The sequence below is a fragment of the Mesorhizobium cantuariense genome (assembly GCF_042647205.1).
Taxonomy (GTDB): domain Bacteria; phylum Pseudomonadota; class Alphaproteobacteria; order Rhizobiales; family Rhizobiaceae; genus Mesorhizobium; species Mesorhizobium cantuariense.
The window spans coordinates 7,854,297-7,874,423 of the sequence record NZ_JBHRVD010000001.1 but is presented as its reverse complement, the minus strand read 5'-3'; the positions used below and the strand labels follow the sequence as shown (position 1 = coordinate 7,874,423).

Sequence of the window (20,127 nt, the reverse complement as noted above, 5' to 3'; positions counted from 1 at the left end):
GATATCCTCCCTGGGACGCAAAAAGCCGCAGTCCATTTTGGCGGGAATGTCTACGGAAGCAGCCGGTTTGTCAATCACAAACGATCAATATCGATCATATTGCACTGCACAATGAAATTATATGATCGGAAATGATTGACACTGCGCGTTTTGGGTGCCTAGATGCTTGGGCAGGGAGGAACCATGCACGAAAAAGAGCGCCACAGGATTATTCTGTCCGCCGTCCAGGAAAAGCCTGTTGTGACGGTGCAGGAGATGGTCGACCTGACGGAGTCCTCCGAGGCGACGATCCGGCGCGATATCGCGGCTCTCCATGTCCAAAAGCGGCTGCGCCGTGTGCGCGGTGGCGCCGAGGCGATTTCGCCACCGCAGTTCATCGGGCTGGCCGGCCGGCCCTTCTCCGTCAACGAAACCATCAACGCCTCGCAGAAGCGCGCGATTGCCCGCGAAGCTGTCGAGCTGTGCAAGGATGGCGAACCGATCATCATCAATGGCGGCACCACCACCTTCCAGATGGTGCATTTCCTGACCGGCCGCCGCATGCCGATCTTCACCAATTCGTTCCCGATCGCCGAGCATCTGCTCAAGCATTCCAAGAACACGGTGATGCTGTCTGGCGGCACGATCTATCGCGAGCAGAACATCATCCTGTCGCCCTTCGACAATGACGTGACGCGCAATTTCTATGCGCGCCGCATGTTCATGGGCGCTCAAGGGTTGGGGCCGCTCGGCCTGATGGAAGGCGATCCTCTTTTGATCCAGGCGGAGCAGAAACTGATCGACCAGGCCGACGAACTGGTAGTGCTGGTCGATTCCTCGAAATTCCGCAAACGCTCAAGCCTGATCCTGTGCGGCCTGTCGCGCATCGCCACCGTCATCACCGATGACGGCATCGAGGATCGCGAAGCAAAAATGCTCGAAACCGCTGGCGTGACGCTGATCGTCGCCCGCACATCCGCAACCAACAAGGAAGAATCTTCACTGCAGGCCTGAGGCCAACTCACGCCCGCAGCGGCGATGGAATGCAACGCTCAAGGGAGGAAATTCGATGAGCTTCTTGAAGAAATTGATGGTGACGGCGGCATTCTCGGCCGCCATGTTCGTGAATGCTGCCTATGCCGAAAACGTCAAGATCGCGCTGGTGGTGAAGTCGCTAGGCAACGGCTTCTTCGATGCTGCCAACAAGGGCGCCGAAGAGGCGGCCAAGGAACTCGGCGATGTCGACATCATCTACACCGGCCCGACCAAGGCGACCGCAGAAGCACAGATCGAAGTGGTCAATTCGCTGATCGCGCAGAAGGTCAACGCCATCGCCATTTCGGCCAATGACGCCGACGCGCTGGTGCCGGTGCTGAAGAAGGCCATGGAGCGCGGCATCACCGTCATCTCGTGGGATTCGGGCGTCGCCAAGGAAGGCCGTCAGCTTCACCTCAACCCGTCCGACACCGGCCTGATCGGCGAGACCATCATCAAGCTCGCCGCCGACTACCTGCCGGAAGGCGGCGACGTCGCCATCCTGTCGGCCTCCTCGACCGCAACCAACCAGAACGCCTGGATCGATGCGGCCAAGAAAATCCTGCCGGAGAAGTTCCCCAAGATCAAACTCGTCGCCACCGTCTATGGCGATGACGATTCGGCCAAGAGCACCGATGAGGCCAAGGGCCTGTTGAAGTCCTATCCGAACCTCAAGGCGATCATCGCGCCGACCACCGTCGGCGTCGTTGCCGCCGCCCAGGTCGTCACCGATGAGAACTTGATCGGCAAGGTCAATGTCACCGGTCTGGCGCTGCCGTCCGAGTTCAAGAAGTTTATCGACAACGGTTCCAGCCAGGCGGTTGCGCTGTGGAATCCGATCGACCTCGGCTACTCGGCCGTCTACCTCGCCCATGATCTGGCGGTGAAGAAGGAAGAGGCGAAGCCCGGCGCCACGCTGTCGATCGGCCGCGTCGGCAAGGTCACGCTCGACGACACCAACTCGGCCGCGATGGCTCCGCCGTTCCAGTTCGACAAGTCGAACATCGAGAAGTTCTCCAAGATCTATTGATCTGGAGCCCTCTAGAGCTGACGCGGCGGGGCTCACGTCCCGCCGCGACTTTAAACGGACCTTGTTTCAGGGCTTGATACGACTATGGACACGACAGCCCAACCCGGCACGGTAAAGGAGCGGCCTCTGGCCTCGGCTCCACGCCTGACGCTGTCCGGCATCTCCAAGAGCTTTCCCGGCGTGCGCGCGCTGCACAATGTCAGCCTGTCGCTCTACCCCGGCCAGGTGACCGCGTTGATCGGCGAGAACGGCGCCGGCAAGTCGACGCTGGTCAAGATCATGACCGGCATCTACCAGCCTGATGCGGGCACAATCAGCATCGACGGCCAGGCTGTCACCCTGCCCAGCGCGCATGCCGCCTTCGGGTATGGTGTCACCGCCATCCACCAGGAAACCGTGCTGTTCGACGATTTGACGGTTGCCGAGAACATCTTTCTCGGTCACGCGCCACGCACGCGCTTCGGCACCATCGACTGGCGCACGATGCGCAAAAATGCGCGCGAAGTGCTCGATACCATGCATGCCGGCCACATCGACGCCGACGCGCGGCTGAAGGACCTCGGCATCGCCAACAAGCATCTGGTCGCAGTTGCGCGTGCCATGTCGATCGACGCGCAGATCGTCATCATGGACGAGCCGACCGCCGCCCTTTCGATGAAGGAGATCGAGGAGCTTTTCCTGCTCATCGAGTTCCTCAAGAGCGAAGGCAAGGCGATCCTGTTCATCAGCCACAAGTTCGACGAGATCTACCGTATCGCCGACCGCTACACGGTGTTCCGCGATGGCGAGATGGTCCGCGAAGGCCTGATCAAAGATGCCGGCCAAAGCCAGATCGTGCGCCTGATGGTCGGCCGCGCGGTCGACCACATCTTTCCGCAGCGCAAGGCCGAGATCGGCGCACCGGTGCTCTCCGTTTCCGGCCTGTCGCATCCGACCGAATTCAACGACATCGGCTTTGAACTTCACAAGGGCGAAATCCTCGGTTTCTACGGCCTTGTCGGCGCCGGGCGCAGCGAGGTGATGCAGGCGATATCGGGTATTACCCGCACCTCAGCCGGCACGATCACGCTGGAAGGTAAGACGATCGCGCCGAAATCGGCGGCGGATTCGATCGATGCCGGCATCGTCTACGTGCCCGAAGAACGCGGCAAGCAAGGCGTGGTGATCGGCCTGCCGATCTTCCAGAACGTCTCGCTGCCGTCGCTCAAGCGCACCTCCAGATCCGGTCTGCTGCGGCTGGCTGAGGAGTTTTCGCTCGCCCGCTCCTACACCGAGCGGCTCGACCTGCGCGCCTCCTCGCTCAGCCAGGATGTCGGTACGCTGTCGGGCGGCAACCAGCAGAAGATCGTCATCGCCAAATGGCTGGCGACCGCGCCCAAGGTGATCATCCTGGACGAACCAACCAAGGGCATCGACATCGGCTCTAAGGCCGCCGTGCACGGCTTCATGGCCGAGTTGGTGGCGCAAGGCCTGTCGGTGATCATGGTATCCTCCGAACTGCCCGAAATCCTCGGCATGTCCGACCGCGTCGTGGTCATGCGCGAGGGTCTCGTTGTCGCGGTCTACGACAATAAGGGGCTGGACGCCGAGACGCTGGTTCGGACGGCAGCGGGGATCGCGGCATGAAGGCTTTCCTCAAATATCGCGAAATCTGGCTGTTCGCGGCCATCGTCGTGCTGATCGGATTGATCTCGACGCGCTTTCCGGCCTTTGCCGACCCCGGCAATCTGCGCCAGGTGTTCAACGACACCTCGATCCTGATGATCCTGGCGCTGGGCCAGATGGTGGTCATCCTGACCCGGTCGATCGATCTGTCGATGGCGTCCAACCTCTGCTTCACCGGCATGGTGGTGGCGATGCTGAACGCCGCGCATCCGGCAATCCCGATCCCGCTGCTGATCGTCATCGCACTGGCCGTCGGACTGGTGCTGGGCGCCATCAACGGCCTGCTGGTCTGGCGGCTGAACATCCCTTCGATCGTGGTCACGTTGGGCACGCTGACCATCTATCGCGGCGCCACTTTCGTCCTGTCCGGCGGTGCCTGGGTCAATGCCGACAAGATGAGCCCGGACTTCATCGGCTTCCAGCGCGCCGCCTTCCTCGGCATTCCGGTGCTGTCGTGGATCGCCATCCTGGTCATTGCGCTGTTCTTCGTCTTGATGACGCGCACTGCGCTCGGGCGCTCAATCTATGCCATCGGCGTCAACCCGACGGCTTCGGTCTATGCCGGCATCGATGTCGGCCGGACGAAGTTCATCGTCTTCTGCATCTCCGGCATGATCGGCGGCCTGTCAGGCTATCTCTGGATCTCCCGCTATGTGATTGCCTCGGTCGAGGTCGCCAATGGCTATGAACTCAACATCATCGCTGCCTGCGTTATCGGCGGCATCTCGATTGCCGGCGGCATCGGCTCGGTCGGCGGCGCGGTGCTCGGCGCACTGTTCCTCGGCATCATCTCCAACGCGCTGCCGGTCATCAACATCTCGCCCTTCTGGCAGATGGCGATTTCGGGCAGCGCCATCATTCTGGCCGTCGTGCTCAATGCGCGCGGCGAACGCCAGCAAGGCCGCATCATCCTGAGAAAGGTGGAGGCGGGGACATGACCGACATCCCTGCCCCGCGCCACATTCCCGACCGGCTCGACAAGCCGTTCCGTTCGGCGATCTTTTCCTGGGAAGCGCTGCTGATCGTGGTGGCCGTCGCCATCTTCGCCATCAACAGCTTCGCCTCGCCCTATTTCCTCGACCCGTACTCGCTGTCCGATCTCACCTTCAATTTCACCGAGAAGGGCTTGATCGCCTTCGCCATGGCGCTGCTGATCATTTCGGGCGAGATCGACCTGTCGGTGGCCGCCATCATCGCGCTCGCTTCGACCATGATGGGCATGGCGGTGCAGGCCGGCGCCGGCACACCGGTGCTGGTGCTGATCGGCATCGTCGTCGGGCTCGGCTGCGGCGCCTTCAACGGTCTACTGGTGACAAGGCTTAGCTTGCCCTCGATCGTCGTCACCATCGGCACGATGAGCCTGTTTCGCGGCATCGCCTTCATCATTCTCGGCGACCAGGCCTACAAGGGCTATCCCGCAAGCTTCGCGTTTTTCGGCCAGGGCTATGTCTGGTGGGTGGTGTCGTTCGAACTGGTGCTCTTCCTGATCGCGGCCGTCGTCTACTGGTTCCTTCTGCACCGCACGAGTTTCGGCCGTCGTGTCTTTGCCATCGGCAACAATCCGATAGCTGCGCAGTTTTCCGGCGTGCGCGTCGGCCGCACCAAGTTCATCCTGTTCTGCCTGACCGGCCTGATGTCGGGCATCGCCTCGGTGCTGATCACCTCGCGCCTCGGTTCGACGCGACCCTCGATCGCGCAGGGCTATGAGCTGGAAGTCATCACCATGGTGGTGCTCGGCGGCGTCAGCATCCTGGGTGGCGCCGGCAGCATTGTTGGCGTCGTGCTGGCCGCCTTCATCATGGGGCTGGTGACCTTCGGCCTTGGCCTGCTCAACGTGCCGGGCATCGTCATGTCGATCTTCATCGGCCTGCTGCTGATCATCGTCATCGCGCTGCCGATCGTCTGGCGGCGGCTGCGTGGTAACAGCTGATGCCTGAGAAATATGCGTTCAAGATGAAGCTGAAGCCCGGCATGAAGGCCGAATACAAGCAGCGTCACGATGAGATCTGGCCGTCGCTGGTATCACTGCTGAAGCAGGCCGGCGTCTCCGATTATTCCATCCATCTCGACGACGAGACCAACATCCTGTTCGGCGTGCTGTGGCGGCGGGACGACCATAGCATGGACGAATTGCCCGGGCATTCGGTGATGCAGCGCTGGTGGGCACACATGGCCGACATCATGGAGACCAAGCCGGACAACGAGCCGGTGGCCGTGCCGCTGGAAACCGTGTTCCACATGGAATGAGCGCCGTACGCCACATCGCCGTCATCGACATCGGCAAGACCAACGCCAAGGTGGCGTTGGTCGACCTCGCGACGTTGAGCGAGGTGGCGCTGCGCCGGATGGCGAATGCGCCGGTGCGGCAAGCGCCCTACCCGCATCACGATGTCGAGGCGTTGTGGACCTTCATCCTCGACAGCCTTGCCAGCCTCAACCGCGAACAGCGCATCGACGCCACATCGATCACCACCCATGGCGCGACGGGCGCACTAGTCGACGCTGCGGGCGAACTGGCGCTGCCGGTGCTCGACTATGAGTTCGACGGCCCCGACAGGCTGGCCGTGGATTATGATGCGATCCGGCCGCCTTTCGCCGAGACCGGCACGCCGCGGCTGCCGCTCGGCCTCAATCTCGGCGCGCAATTCTTCTGGCAGCAGAAAAGCTTCGCGGCGGAGTTCGCCAAGGCTGCCGCGATGCTGATGTACCCGCAATACTGGGCCTTGCGCCTGACAGGCATCGCCGCCAACGAGGTGACTTCGCTCGGCTGCCACACCGATCTGTGGAACCCGTGGACGGCGGATTTTTCATCATTGGTAGACAGCCTGGAATGGCGCGGCCTGATGGCGCCGATGCGGCTGGCCAGGGATCGCCTCGGCCCGATCCTGCCCATCGTTGCGGTGCGAACCGGACTCGATCCGCAAACGCCGGTGTTCTGCGGCCTGCATGATTCCAACGCGTCGCTGCTGCCGCATCTTCTCTCCGACAAACCGCCTTTCTCCGTGGTCTCGACCGGCACCTGGGTGGTGTCGATGGCGGTCGGCGGCAAACAGATTGCGCTGGATGCCGCGCGCGACACGCTGGTCAATGTCAACGCACTCGGCAATCCCGTTCCCTCGGCGCGCTTCATGGGTGGCCGCGAGTTTTCCGTGCTGACGAAAGACCAGTCTGAGCAGTGGACCGAAGACGATGTCGGCGCCGTGCTGGCGCGAAAGATGCTGCTGCTGCCATCGACCCAGCAAGGGTCGGGGCCGTTCCCGCATCATGCCGCGGCATGGCTCAACGCCGACGGCATGAACAATGGCCAGCGCTTTGCCGCCATCTCGTTCTATCTGGCGTTGATGACAGCGACCTGCCTCGATCTGATCGGTGCCGACGGCCCGACCACTGTCGAAGGCCCCTTTGCCCGCAATCAGCTCTTTGTCGGCATGCTGGCAGCGAGCACGGCACGCACCGTCATCGTATCCAAAGCCGCCACCGGCACCAGCATCGGCGCCGCGCTGCTGGCAACGGACCGCAGAACAGCCCACGGCAAAGGCGAAAGAATAGAGCCGCCGACCGACCCGGCCTGGGCCGGCTACGTCAGTGCATGGCGCGCGGCGGTCGAAGCTCGGGGATAGGGTCCGTTCGTTTGAGCATGATCTTTTCCGAAAACCGGAACCCACTTTTCGGGATCATGCTCAGCTACAAAATCCGCTTGCCGAAAACCGACATGACGAAGTTGATCACGTCGGTGCCGATCCGCGGCTCCAGATCCGCGGTCAGGCCCGAAACATCCATCGACAGCAGCCCGCCGGAGAGCGCGATCGCTTCCATAGCCTGATGCGTTTCACGCACGGTCAGCCCGCCGGAGCCTGCCGTCCAGCCGGCGAATTCGGTCACTGTGGGCGAGTAGCTGACATGAAAACCTTGCGTGCCGGAGGTGGCGATGCGGATCGCTTCATGCATCAGGTCGCGCATGCCCATCGCGTCGATATCGGTCATAGTGAAGGCCGACACGCGCGAATCCTTCAATACCCGCGCCTCGGCGGGATCGGCATGGCGCAGGCCGACGATGACGACATTCTCCGGCGACAGCTGCGGCTGCAGCGCACCCGCCTTGTGGTCGAGGCCGAGGGTACGTGCCAGGACCGAGCCTTCCGGCAGGTCGATGCCGTCCTCGTCCTCGGGCATCAGGGCGGCGATGGAATCGATCCAGATCAAACCGAAGGAATGCGTCGCGCGCGCCGTTGCGGTCAGTGCCTTGTGGGCGATGCGACGGTCGGCGCCGGCAGTCAGCCGGATCAGCCCCGATGGCGGCCGCTCGACATCGGCGAGTTCGACGACGTCGAAATCCATCGCTTCCAGTCGCGCACCGGTGCCTTCCCGAGCCAGAATGCCGGCAGCCCCCTGCTCGGCCGTGATCTGCACCATCTTGCGGCCGGAAAAGTCCTCGACGTCATGCATCGGGGCCTTCTCGACATATTCCGAGGTCATCGCCAGCAGCATGGCGCCATAGCTCATGCGAAAGGCGACGCGGTCTCCGACGGCCGGCGGCGGATCGGCATCGGCGACATCGAGCAGCAGATGGTCGCTGGAGGCGCCTAGTACCCGTATCCCCTTGGCGATCGGCGTCAGCCCCTCGACTAGCACGTCCTCACGGCCGATATTGGCGATGGCGCGCAGCCTGTCGCCCTCGTCGGGGAAGACCGGCTGGTTGCCGAAGGCGTCGTAGCCCGATTGGCCGATCGGCCGTGACGGCTTGAGCTTGACCTCGATAATGTCGCTGGTCAGCCTGCAGGCATCGGGTTCGAGCTCCGCCCACGGCGTGTCGCGGAAGGTCTCGACGCCGCCTTGCAGGATCGCCTCGCCAACCCGCAGATTGTTGATGCCGGCCGGCAGTCTGCCTTCGAGCAGCAACGGCAGCGACGACGAGGCGCCGCCGGAAATCCAGTCGAGGCTTTTGCCGGACAGGCGCTCGGTCTTGTAGGCATGGGCGACGAGTTGCCCGAGGTTTTCCGGCGTCGGCATGATGGCGCCGAAGCAGCCGAGATTGGTGCCGATGCCGGCAATGCGCACGCCCTTGAAGTCCTGGATCTGTTCGACCGTCGGAATGAGGTCGTTCGGCCAGATACCTTCGCGGAGATCGCCGAGATCGATCATCAGCATGATGTCGTGGACGCGGCCCATGCGCTCGGCGATGCGCGAAATCTCACGGATGGTGGCGAGTTCCGACTGCAGGCTGATGTCGACGGTGCGCACCACCTCCTCGACACGCGCCATCGGCGGGCTGCGCAACAGCATGATCGGCGCGTTGATGCCGCTGTCGCGCAGCCGGCGAATGTTCTCGAAGCGCGATTCGGCGATACCGGCGACGCCGCCGCGCAGCATGGCGCGTGCCACTTGCGGCATACCGCAGGTACCCTTGGTGACACCGAACACTTTTATGCCCGACAGCGCGCAGCGCTCGACGATCGTGCGCGCATTGCGCTCGATGCGGCCAAGGTCGATGGCGACTTGCGGTCCCGACATCTCTAGCCCCCGTAAACCAGCCCCTGCGGATCGATCTCCGGCTTGCGGCCGGCAACGAGGTCGGCGAGGAATTTGCCGGAGCCGCAGGCCATGGTCCAGCCGACATGGCCGTGCCCGGTGTCGAGATAGAGATTCTCATAGCGCGCCTGGCCGATGACCGGCACCGAGTTCGGCATCATCGGCCGCAGGCCTGCCCACAGCTCCGCCTTGTTCTCGTCGAAAGCACCGGGGAAGAGATCCTTGCCGGTCCTGAACATGGCGGCGAAGTCGCTGGGCTTATGGCTGCGGTCGAAGCCGGTGAATTCGGCGGTCGAGGCGAGCCGCAGCCGGTTGCCAAGCCTGGAATAGGCGATCAACTGGTCCTCGTCGGCACCACCCATGGTCGGGCCTTTGCTCTCGTCCTCCAGCGGAATGGTCGCGGTATAGCCCTTCACCGGATAGACAGGCAGGTCGATGCCGTAGCGGCGGCCGAGCAGGCCGCTTTCCGGCCCCATCGAGATGACAACGACATCGCCGGCGACCGGTCCTGCCGAAGTCATCACCGCGCGCACCCGGTCGCCCTCGATGTCGAGGCCCTCGACCGTGGTGCCGTAGAGAAATTTCACGCCGAGCTTTTCGGCTGAATAGGCCGCGAGCTTTTCCACGAACTGCCGGGAATCGCCGGTCTGGTCGATCGGCGAATAGACGCCGCCGGCGATCTTTTCCTTCACCCCGGCAAGACCAGGTTCAAGCTCGATCAGCCGCTCGCGGCCGACGATCTCGATCGGCAGGCCGTGCTCGGCCAGATAGCGATAATTGTCGGTGCCGGTGTCGAGACTGTGCTGCGAGCGGAAGAAATAGAGGATGCCCTTCTTGCGCTCGTCATAGCCGATGCCAGTCTCGGCCGAGATGGCGTTGATGCAGTCGCGCGAATAGAGCGCTAGGCGCAGCTTGACCCGGCTGTTGGCGCGCAGGCGCTCTTTCGTGCATTGGCGCAGGAAGCGCAGGCTCCAGGCGAGGAAGTAGGGATCAAAGCGCAGCCGCACCTTGATGCCGAGATCATGGTTGTAGAGGGCGCGCAGGAAGGTCTTCAGCGCCGCCGGCGAGGCCCAGGCGGTGGCGTCCCCAGGAGACACCAGACCGGCGTTCGACTGGCTGGTACCGCGCGCCGGCGCAGCATGGCGCTCGATCACGGTGACCTCGTGGCCGTCGCTCGCCAGATAATAGGCGGCCGCCGTACCGACGACACCGGCCCCGAGCACCGCTATCTTCATGCCATCCCCCAAAAGCTCCTCGCGGCGCAGCGCCTCCACGCCGTGTCGCGAATGCCTTCAATAGCGCTTCGCCGCGTGCCTTGCGAGCCCTTGGGAGAACCCGGCTCAGCCCCGCGCGGAGTTCTTGCCGGTCAGGATGCGCTCCCAGGCGAGCGCGTCGGCAACGATCTGGTCGAGATCGTCGCGTTGCGGGGTCCAGCCGAGCTCGGCGCGGGCGAGATCCGAATTGGCAACCACGGCTGCGGCGTCGCCGGGACGGCGATCGCCCATCTTCACCTCGAAATCATGGCCGAAGGCGCGCCGCACGCTGTCGATGACCTCGAGCACCGAATAGCCATGGCTGTAGCCGCAATTGGCGACGAGGCTTTGTCCCCCGGCGCGCAGCCGCTGCAGGGCCAGGCGATGCGCCGCCGCCAGATCGCTGACATGGATGTAGTCGCGCATGCAAGTGCCGTCCGGCGTCGGATAGTCGGTGCCGAACACCTGCATGAACGGCCGCTTGCCGAGTGCGGTCTCGCAGGCGACCTTGATCAGATGGGTGGCGCCCGGCGTCGACTGGCCGGTGCGGCCCTTCGGGTCGGCGCCGGCCACGTTGAAGTAGCGTAGCGCCGTATAGCGCAACCCATGCGCGACCGCCGCATCGCGCAGCATCCATTCGCTCATCAGCTTGGACAGGCCGTAGGGCGATTCCGGCGCCAGGCGGGCATCCTCACGCACCGGCTCCAGTCCGGCGCCGCCATAGACGGCGGCGGTCGAGGAAAAGATGAAATTGGGCACGCCCTCGCGCACCGCGGTTTCGATCAGCGTGCGCGTCTTGCTGGTGTTGTTCTCATAATAACTGAGCGGGTCGGCGACCGATTCCGGGACCACGATCGAACCGGCGAAGTGGATGATCGCGTCGACATGATTGTCCCGGATGATCGAGCCGACCAATTCCCTGTCGGCGACGTCGCCGACAACCAGCTTCGCCTCCGGCGCCACCGCCCATTCGAAACCGGTGGAGAGACGGTCGAGAACGACCACGCTCTCGCCGGCATCCAGCAGCTCCCAGACCATGTGGCTGCCGATGTAACCGGCGCCGCCTGTTACCAAAACTGTCATCCGTGACCTCGCATCTCAAGATTTATCGGAAACTGTCTCAACCCCCGCCTTACTGGAAAGCCTGCCGCCTGGCTATTAGAACTCGTGGTAACCGGCATCGTCGGCATGTGGCATCGTCCTGAAACAAAATTGATCCACATCAAGGGAATAGGCCACGATCCGTGGTCGTTAGGAACAGGTCCGGGGCGTGGCATTTTGACCAAAAAGGCCAGGTGGACGACCAATAGGGCAATGATTATGATCCCGCGCAAAATTGGGAAGTCGACATGAACTATCAGCGGTTCTTCGAGGAAGCGATCGACCAGCTCCATGCCGAGCGTCGCTACCGCGTTTTCGCCGACCTCGAGCGCATCGCGGGCAAGTTTCCGCGCGCCATATGGCGTTCCAATGGCCGTGCCGAGGAAATCACCGTCTGGTGTTCCAACGACTATCTCGGCATGGGCCAGCATCCCGACGTCATCGCCGCTTTCCAGAAAGCGGCCGGCAAGATGGGTTCGGGCGCCGGCGGCACCCGCAACATTTCCGGCACCAGCAACCCGCTGGTCGAGCTCGAACTGGAGCTTGCCGATCTGCACGACAAGGAAGCGGCACTCGTCTTCACCTCCGGTTTTGTCTCCAATGAAGCCTCGATCTCGACCATCGCGCGGCTTTTGCCCAACTGCCTGATCATCTCGGATGAGCTGAACCACGCCTCGATGATCGAAGGCGTGCGGCGCTCGGGCGCCGAGAAGAAGATCTTCCGCCACAATGATGTCGCGCATCTGGAAAGTCTGCTGCAGGCGGCTGGCCGTGAACGCGCCAAGCTGATCGTCTTCGAAAGCGTCTATTCGATGGATGGCGACATCGCGCCGATCAAGCAGATCGTCGAGCTCGCCGAGCGCTACAACGCCATGACCTATATCGACGAGGTCCATGCCGTCGGCATGTACGGACCGCGCGGTGGCGGCATCACCGAGCGCGAAGGCCTGGCCGACCGTATCGACATCATCGAGGGCACGCTGGCCAAGGCATTCGGCACGCTGGGCGGCTACATTACCGGCACCAGTGCCGTGATCGACGCCGTGCGCTCCTACGCCCCGGGCTTCATCTTCACCACGGCGCTGCCGCCGGCGATCGCGGCTGCCGCGACCACGTCGATCCGCCATCTCAAGCGCTCGCAGGCCGAGCGCGACGCCCAGCAGCAACAGGCGACGCGAACCAAGCTGATCCTTTCCGCCGCCGGCCTGCCCGTGATGGACTCGCCGACCCACATCGTGCCGCTCCTGGTCGGCGATCCGGAGGCCTGCAAGATGGCCAGCGACCGCCTGCTCGGCGTGCACGGCATCTACATCCAGCCGATCAACTACCCGACCGTGCCGCGCGGCACCGAGCGGCTGCGCATCACGCCGACGCCGTTCCATTCCGATGCGCTGATCGCCGAGTTGCAGGACGCACTGGTCGAGACCTGGGATGCACTCGGCATTCCCTACGGCTCCGCCGGCCGGCCTTCGGTGGCCAAGAGCGACCGCATCATTCCCTTGCTGGTGCCCAAGTCAGGCGGCTGAAGCCCGTTTGAAACTCTACTCCGACGGCCATCTGACGCAGGTTTCTGCGCTTCCGGTGCTCACGGACCTGAATGTCCGCTGCGCTCCGGTTCTCGAAACCCACGCCAGCTGACTCGCCGGAGCGATTTTCAATTCGGGCTTCGTCAGCGGCTCAGGCGTTCTTCATCCACTTTGCCAGCCGGTGCGCTGCTTCCTCGATCTGGTCGAGGCGGCGGTGGAAGCACAGCCTGAGGAAGGCTTCGCCGCCGGGACCGAAGGCCGTGCCGGGCGCCAGGCCGACATTGGCCTTGTCGACGATGTCGAAGGCAGCAGTGCGTGAATCGGTGATGCCGTCGACCGTGAAGAACAGATAGAACGCACCTTGCGGCACGGTGAACCGGGCGCGGCCTGTGGCGCCGAGAATGCCGCAGACCAGATCGCGCGCCTTGCGCGCCCGCTCCACCTGTTCGGCAATGAAGGCATCCCCTTCGTCAAGCGCCGCGACCGCACCGCGCTGCATGAACTGGGCAACGCCCGAGTTCGAATACTGGATCAGGTTCTCGAACACCTGCTGCAAGGCGGGATGTGTCTTGATCCAGCCGACACGCCAGCCGGTCATCGCCCAGTTCTTGGAAAAACTGTTGACGAACAGGATGCGGTCTTCCGCCGTGGCGATGTCGAGGAAGGACGGCGCACGGCCATGGCCGTAGTGGAACAGCGAATAGATCTCGTCGGCGATGATCCAGAGGTTTTTCGCACGCGCGAGGTCGAGGATCGCCTGCAAAGTCTCGTGATCAGCGGTCCAGCCAGTCGGGTTCGACGGCGTGTTGATGAACAGTGCCTTTGTGCGCGGCGTGATCGCCGCCGCAATCTTTTCGACGTCGCAGGACCAGCCATTGCCGGAATGATCGAGCGTGACCGCCACCGGAACGGCTCCCGATATCGCCGCGGCGGCATCGAAATTCGGCCAGGCCGGCGACAGATAGACCACCTCGTCGCCGGCGCCCGCGAGCGCGTCGAGTGCCAGCTGGATGGCGTGCATGCCTGACCCGGTGACGATGAATTGCTCCTCGGGGAAACTCTTGCCGAAATGCCTGGCATAGTAACGGGCAAGCGCCTGCCTGAGATCGGGTATGCCCCTCTGCCAGGTGTAGAATGTCTCGCCGCCGGCCAGCGCCTTCGACGCGGCATCGGTGATGAAGGCAGGCGTCGGCAGGTCGCCCTCGCCGGCCCAGAGCGGGATCATGCCCTCGCGCAGCCGGCCGTAATTGACGACGGCGACAATGCCGCTTTCGGGCGCGGCGCGGGCCTCCGTGCGCAAGCTGTCGATCAGGTTCATGGGCGGTCCGTTCCGGTTTCGGGCGTCAATCAGCGCTCCTTACCAGATGCAAAAGCAGAAAACCCCGGCCGTGAACGACCGGGGTTTTGGTCCAGCAATGCTTTGCTGAGTTATCTTTTGGCGAGCAAGTCGCGAATTTCGGTGAGCAGCGCAACGTCGGCGGGTGGCGGAGCGGCCGGTGCAGCGGGCTTCTCGCGTTCAAGCCGCCTGCGCATATTGTTCACCGCCTTGACCATCAGGAAGATGATGAAAGCGAGGATGATGAAGTTCAGCGCCACGGTGATGAAGCTGCCATAGGCAAAGACAGCGCCTTGCTTTTTGGCGTCCGCCAGCGAGGTGGCGTTGACGGCCGAGGAGAGCCCCAGGAAATAGTTGTTGAAGTCCAAGCCGCCGAAAATCGCACCGACGATCGGCATGATGATGTCGTTGACAAGGGAATCGACGATCTTGCCGAAGGCCGCGCCGATGATGACGCCGACCGCAAGGTCCATCACATTGCCCTTGGAAATAAATTCCTGGAATTCTTTCAGCATTCGACCTCCTTGTCATGACCGGCCGAGCTGCCGTTTCCGTCCTTGCGGGCATCGACCTAAGGACAACATAACAAAAACCTACGGTTGCAACATCGGCAAAAAGAGAAAGCAACCGCTTTCTCCTTATCCAGCGGCAGTCCCGGAAATCGTGGCCTTCATGCGCCCAAAGCCGTGATGGACTCGGAAGCCAAGCTGTGATTGCGTCTGGGCAAGCCGGGTTGAAATTCGGCACAGGGAGGATCTTGCCGGCGTGCAGGGCTTATTCATCGTCATCATCGCGATCGCCTATGTGACGCTGCTGTTCGCCATCGCCAGCCTGGGCGACCGCCGCTCGGCCATATCCGAGCCGAGCCGGGGTCGGCCCTTCATCTACGCACTCAGCCTCGCGATCTATTGTACGTCCTGGACCTTCTTCGGCTCGGTCGGCCTCTCTTCCGAGCGCGGCCTCGAATTCCTCGGCATCTATACCGGCCCGGTGCTGGTCTTCGTGTTCGGCTTCCCGCTGCTCAACCGCATCGTGCGGCTGGCCAAGACCGAGAAGATCACCTCGATCGCCGACTTCCTTGGCGCGCGCTACGGCAAGAGCTTCACTGTCGCCGCGATCGCCACGCTGATCGCGACCATCGGCGCGGTGCCCTATATCGCGCTGCAGTTGAAGGCGATTTCCGGTTCGGTCAGCCTGATGGTCGAGCACTACACCGGATCGCCGCCCTCCTTCGATCCCTTCGTCAGCGACATCTCGCTGGTCGTCGCCATGCTGCTGGCGCTGTTTGCCGTGCTGTTCGGCACACGCCACGCCGACGCCACCGAACACCAGGACGGGCTGGTGCTGGCGGTGGCCGTCGAAACCGTGGTCAAGCTTGCCGCCTTCCTGGCCATCGGCCTGATGGTCACCTTCCTGATCTTCGGCGGCCCGGGCGACATGTTCGACAAGCTCGCCCAGAATGCACAGGTTCGGCAGGCGATGAGCTACAACACCTCGCTCGCCACCTGGCTGGTGCTGACTTGCCTGAGTGGCTTTGCCATCATCATGCTGCCGCGGCAGTTCTACGTCACCATCGTCGAGAATCGTGGCGAGGCCGAACTGCGCACCGCGACATGGGTATTTCCGCTCTACCTCGTGGCGATCAATCTGTTCGTGCTGCCGATCGCCTTTGCCGGCCTGTCGCTGGTCGGCACCGGGACCAGCAGCGATCTCTACGTGCTGTCGCTGCCCTTGTTCACTGGCCATGACGTGCTGGCGATGGCGGCTTTCATCGGCGGGCTGTCGGCGGCAACGGCGATGGTGATCGTCGAAAGCGTGGCGCTGTCGATCATGATCTCCAACGACCTCGTTATTCCGCTATTCGTGCGCCGCCTGCTCAAGACCTCGACCTCCGAGACCGAAGACTGGTCGACGCTGATCCTCAATGTGCGGCGCGGGGCGATCTTCATCCTACTGTTCATCGCCTTCCTCTATTACCGCGAGAGCACCAATAGCGCGCGCCTGTCGTCGATCGGCCTGATGTCGTTCGCCGCCATCGCGCAGTTCGCGCCGGCGCTGATCGGCGGGCTGATCTGGCGCGGCGCCAATGGCCGGGGTGCAGCACTTGGCATGGTCGCCGGCATCCTTGTCTGGGGCTACACGCTGCTGTTCCCATCGCTTGCCGCACCCAATACCGAAATCATCGTGCACGGGCTGTTCGGCTTCGAGGCGTTGCGGCCGCAGGCTCTGTTCGGCACCGTCGCCGAACCGCTGAACCACGGCGTGTTGTGGAGCCTGTCGATCAACGCGGTGTTCTTTGTGCTGGGTTCCCTCTCGCGCGCATCGGTGCCGCTGGAACGCATCCAGGCGTCGATCTTCGTGCCGCGCGATGCCGGCCCGATGCCAAGCCTGCGACGCTTCCGCACCGCCATTACCGTCAACGACCTCAAGGACACGATCGGGCGCTATCTCGGCGTCGAGCGCACCGAGCGCTCCTTCCAGTCCTTCGAAAAGACCAACAGAACCTCGCTGCACGGCAACGAGCAGGCGAGCATGGACGTCATCCGCTTTTCCGAGCAATTGCTGGCCAGCGCCGTCGGTTCGTCTTCGGCGCGGCTGATCCTGTCGCTGCTGTTTCGGCGCAACGACCGCGAATCCAGGGATGCTTTCCGCTTGCTCGACGACGCCACCGAGGCGCTGCAGCACAACCGCGACTTGCTGCAGATCGCGCTCGACCAGATGGAGCAAGGCATCACCGTCTTCGACCGCGATTTCCGCCTGATCTGCTGGAACCGCCAGTATCGGGCGCTGTTCGACCTGCCCGACGAGATGGGCCAGGTCGGCGTCTCGCTCGACAGCATCCTGCGCCATCTCTCGGAGCGCGGCGACATTCCGGCGGAGCAGCGCGTGGCCATGCTCAACCGGCTGACCAGTTTCGTCAGCCCGTGGCAGATGGAGCTGAAGACCAGCGGCCGCATCCTGGAACTGCGCTCCAACCCGATGCCGGACGGCGGCATCGTCGCCACCTATGCCGACATTTCCGGACGCGTCGAGCAGGATCTGGCGCTGAAGCGGGCCAATGAATCGCTGGAGCAGCGCGTCAAGACCCGCACCATCGAGCTGACTAGGGTCAACGAGGAGTTGACCCGGGTCAATGAGGAGCTGGCGCAGGCGCAGATGCTGGCCGAGGAGGCCAATCTCGGTAAGACGCGCTTCCTCGCTGCTGCCGGCCACGACATCCTGCAGCCGCTGAACGCCGCCCGGCTCTATTGCTCGTCACTGATCGAGAAGGCCGGCAAGGGGCCTGCCGGCAAGGCAGCGGTCAACATCGAATCCTCGCTGGAATCGGTCGAGACCATCCTCGGCGCCGTGCTCGACATCTCCCGCCTCGACGCCGGCGCGATGAAGCCGGACGATACCGCCTTCAATCTCGACGGACTGCTGCGCCAGATCGGCAACGACTTCCGGCCGCTGGCCGCCGAAAAGAAGCTCGAGCTGACGATCATGCCGTCATCGCTGACCGTAACGACGGATCGCAACCTGTTGCGCCGCCTGATCCAGAACCTCGTCTCCAACGCCATCAAATACACGCGCCACGGCCGCGTGCTGGTTGGCGTCAGGCGGCGCGGCGAACTGGCCGAGATTCAGGTCATCGACACCGGCATCGGCATCGCCGGCGACAAGCTGAACACGGTCTTTCACGAATTCACCCGGCTGGACGAAGGCGCGCGCGAGGCCGAGGGCCTCGGTCTCGGCCTCTCCATCGTCGACCGCATCGCCCGGGTGTTGCGCCTGGAAATCCGGATCTTTTCCAATCCGGGCATGGGCACGCGCTTCTCCGTCATCCTGCCAGTGGCGACCGTGCAGGAGCCGCGGCGCGAGATCGAAACCAAAAGCCCGGCCCGGGCGACAGCATCGCTGGCGGGACTGCACGTGCTCTGCATCGACAACGACGCCCGCATCCTCGAAGGCATGCGGCTTCTGCTCGAAGGCTGGGGCTGCAATGTCGACACCGTGTCCGGCTCAAAGGATCTGGACAGCGCCGCGATGCACCGCCCGGATATCGTCCTTGCCGACTACCATCTCGACGGTGAAGCCGGTCTCGAACTCATCGTCAGGCTGCGTGCGATCCATGGCGACAACCTGCCGGCCGTGCTGGTCACCGCCGACCGCTCCAACGAGGTGCGCACGGCCGCGGGCGGGCTCGAGATTGCCGTGATCAACAAGCCGCTCAAACCGGCGGTGCTGCGCTCGATGATGGCCAGGGTCAGGCCGCTGGCATCGGCGGCGGAATAAAGGTCAGTTCGCCGGCTGCAGCGGGTCGCTGCCGATCTTGGACAGGAGGATCACCGCCTGGGTGCGGCTGTCGACGCCGAGCTTCTGCAGGATGGCGGAGACATGTGCCTTGATGGTGGCCTCGGAGACGCCGAGTTCATAGGCGATCTGCTTGTTGAGCAGGCCCTCGGCCAGCATGCCGAGCACGCGGGTCTGTTGCGGTGTCAGCGCCTGCAGGCGCTTGATCAGGTCTGATATTTCGGGATCGCGCTCGACGCCGAGATCGACGCCGACAGGCGCGGCGATGTCGCCGGCAAGCACCGACTGCACGGCGCTGCGGATTTCTTCCATGCTGGCCGATTTGGAGATGAAGCCGGAAGCGCCGAGATCGAGCGCACGCCTGATGGTCGCCGGATCGTCATGCGCCGACACTACGACCAGCGGCACCGCCGGATGGATGCCGCGCAGCGAGATCAGGCCGGAGAGGCCGCTGGCGCCGGGCATCGACAGGTCGAGCAGCACCAGATCGACATCCTCGTTGGCCACAAGCAGCGCCTTTGCGCTCTCGAAATCGCCGGCCTCGTGGATCGCAGCGACATTGCCTATGCCGGCGAGCGCTTCGCGCAGCGCGCCTCGAAACAGCGGGTGATCGTCGGCGATGACGAAAGAATAGCCGGCCGGCAAATGTCCCTCCCCGAATCCCCCGATGATTTTTAGCTTTTTCCGGGATCAGTTGGACGATTATGAGAGGCTGCGCGCTGTTTTCAAGCGGCAAAGCCAGCGCGCCGCATTTTCCCTTGTCGCATGACCCCGAAAATTGGTTTCGATTTTCGGAAAGGATCATGCGCAAAATCAAAGTGCTACAGCGTCCTTTGCTCGTCCAAAGGACGAGCGGCGCTGTAGGCGGCGCTCAGGTCTTCTGCGAATTGAGCTGGGCGCCGTTGTCCTTGTCCATATCCTTGACGATGCCCATGAAGCCGCGCAGGAAGCGTTCCATGTAGCTCATCGTCTTGTTGAAATCCTCCTCGCTCGGCAATTTCGATTCGAGGCGGGCGGAGAGCGAATTCTCGAGCTTGGTGACGCGCTCATCCATTGCCTTCATCGAGGTCTGCAAGCGGTCGACCTCGTCCTGAAAGGCAGCGCGCTCGTCGGCCGCCATTTTGCAGACAAGCTGGCCGGAGCGCTCCTCGCAGATCGACATGGCGCCGGTCTGCGTATCCATGCGGACATAGCCGCTATCAGACTTTTCCAGCCGGTAGCGATCGGTTTCTTCCGAATAAGCTGACGCCGCGACCAACGAAACGAGCGCGGCGGGGATCAAGATGTGCTGCAGACGCATGTTGTCCTCCATGGCCAAGGCCTGAAATATCACATGTTTGCGCCGGAAATGGGGAAGACCCTTGGCGTGGCCTTTCCCGC

Annotated in this window: 16 protein-coding genes; 9 read left to right on the top strand and 7 right to left on the bottom strand. The window is 63.1% G+C overall.

The window, feature by feature from the left end:
• The first annotated feature begins 183 nt into the window (after window positions 1–183).
• The 7 genes from ACFOJ9_RS38290 (at window position 184) to ACFOJ9_RS38260 (ending at window position 7,329) form a co-directional block, all read left to right on the top strand.
• Entirely contained in the window at window positions 184–993 is an 810-nt protein-coding gene (locus ACFOJ9_RS38290) for a DeoR/GlpR family DNA-binding transcription regulator (RefSeq protein ID WP_023813909.1), read from the top strand.
• A 55-nt stretch (window positions 994–1,048) separates the two neighbouring features.
• Window positions 1,049–2,044 (top strand): rhamnose ABC transporter substrate-binding protein, encoded by a 996-nt coding sequence (rhaS, locus tag ACFOJ9_RS38285; RefSeq protein ID WP_109666611.1) that lies wholly within the window; start codon window positions 1,049–1,051, stop codon window positions 2,042–2,044.
• Between the two features lie 84 nt (window positions 2,045–2,128).
• Window positions 2,129–3,670, top strand: a complete 1,542-nt coding sequence (locus tag ACFOJ9_RS38280) for a sugar ABC transporter ATP-binding protein (protein ID WP_378987410.1) — start codon at window positions 2,129–2,131, stop codon at window positions 3,668–3,670.
• A complete protein-coding gene (locus tag ACFOJ9_RS38275; protein WP_378987407.1) occupies window positions 3,667–4,647 on the top strand; it encodes an ABC transporter permease in 981 nt (326 codons plus the stop codon). The genes ACFOJ9_RS38280 and ACFOJ9_RS38275 overlap by 4 nt, the downstream gene beginning before the upstream one ends.
• Window positions 4,644–5,639: an ABC transporter permease gene (locus tag ACFOJ9_RS38270; RefSeq protein ID WP_378987404.1), complete on the top strand. Its 996-nt coding sequence runs from the start codon at window positions 4,644–4,646 to the stop codon at window positions 5,637–5,639. The genes ACFOJ9_RS38275 and ACFOJ9_RS38270 overlap by 4 nt, the downstream gene beginning before the upstream one ends.
• Complete coding sequence (gene rhaM / locus ACFOJ9_RS38265; protein WP_378987401.1) at window positions 5,639–5,956, top strand: L-rhamnose mutarotase; 318 nt, start codon at window positions 5,639–5,641, stop codon at window positions 5,954–5,956. Before ACFOJ9_RS38270 ends, rhaM begins: the two co-directional genes overlap by 1 nt.
• A complete protein-coding gene (locus ACFOJ9_RS38260) occupies window positions 5,953–7,329 on the top strand; it encodes an FGGY-family carbohydrate kinase (RefSeq protein ID WP_378987398.1) in 1,377 nt (458 codons plus the stop codon). Before rhaM ends, ACFOJ9_RS38260 begins: the two co-directional genes overlap by 4 nt.
• 64 nt (window positions 7,330–7,393) lie before the next feature.
• Here the strand turns inward: ACFOJ9_RS38260 and ACFOJ9_RS38255 are convergent, their stop codons facing one another.
• The 3 genes from ACFOJ9_RS38255 to galE form a co-directional block, all read right to left on the bottom strand.
• Entirely contained in the window at window positions 7,394–9,220 is a 1,827-nt protein-coding gene (locus ACFOJ9_RS38255; protein WP_378987395.1) for an alanine racemase, read from the bottom strand.
• A gap of 2 nt (window positions 9,221–9,222) precedes the next feature.
• Entirely contained in the window at window positions 9,223–10,473 is a 1,251-nt protein-coding gene (locus tag ACFOJ9_RS38250; protein ID WP_378987392.1) for a D-amino acid dehydrogenase, read from the bottom strand.
• Window positions 10,474–10,578: 105 nt separating this feature from the next.
• The gene (gene galE, locus ACFOJ9_RS38245) at window positions 10,579–11,574 is read right to left on the bottom strand and encodes a UDP-glucose 4-epimerase GalE (RefSeq protein WP_378987389.1); all 996 of its coding nucleotides are present in this window, start codon (window positions 11,572–11,574) and stop codon (window positions 10,579–10,581) included.
• A gap of 266 nt (window positions 11,575–11,840) precedes the next feature.
• On the opposite strand from galE, the gene hemA reads away from it, so the two are divergent.
• Entirely contained in the window at window positions 11,841–13,118 is a 1,278-nt protein-coding gene (gene hemA / locus ACFOJ9_RS38240) for a 5-aminolevulinate synthase (RefSeq protein ID WP_378987386.1), read from the top strand.
• Between the two features lie 151 nt (window positions 13,119–13,269).
• Here the strand turns inward: hemA and ACFOJ9_RS38235 are convergent, their stop codons facing one another.
• Complete coding sequence (locus tag ACFOJ9_RS38235) at window positions 13,270–14,436, bottom strand: pyridoxal phosphate-dependent aminotransferase (protein WP_378987383.1); 1,167 nt, start codon at window positions 14,434–14,436, stop codon at window positions 13,270–13,272.
• Window positions 14,437–14,546: 110 nt separating this feature from the next.
• Window positions 14,547–14,969 carry a large conductance mechanosensitive channel protein MscL gene (gene mscL / locus ACFOJ9_RS38230; RefSeq protein WP_378987380.1) on the bottom strand — a complete coding sequence of 141 codons (423 nt, stop codon included), beginning with the start codon at window positions 14,967–14,969 and terminating at the stop codon, window positions 14,547–14,549.
• A gap of 250 nt (window positions 14,970–15,219) precedes the next feature.
• Between mscL and ACFOJ9_RS38225 the strand changes: the two genes are divergently transcribed.
• On the top strand, window positions 15,220–18,729 hold the full coding sequence (locus ACFOJ9_RS38225; protein WP_378987377.1) for a PAS domain-containing hybrid sensor histidine kinase/response regulator: 3,510 nt from the start codon (window positions 15,220–15,222) through the stop codon (window positions 18,727–18,729).
• A gap of 3 nt (window positions 18,730–18,732) precedes the next feature.
• On the opposite strand, the gene ACFOJ9_RS38220 is transcribed toward ACFOJ9_RS38225, so the two are convergent.
• A complete protein-coding gene (locus tag ACFOJ9_RS38220; RefSeq protein ID WP_378987374.1) occupies window positions 18,733–19,392 on the bottom strand; it encodes a response regulator transcription factor in 660 nt (219 codons plus the stop codon).
• Window positions 19,393–19,618: 226 nt separating this feature from the next.
• On the bottom strand, window positions 19,619–20,047 hold the full coding sequence (locus ACFOJ9_RS38215) for a hypothetical protein (RefSeq protein ID WP_378987371.1): 429 nt from the start codon (window positions 20,045–20,047) through the stop codon (window positions 19,619–19,621).
• Between the last annotated feature and the right edge of the window lie 80 nt (window positions 20,048–20,127).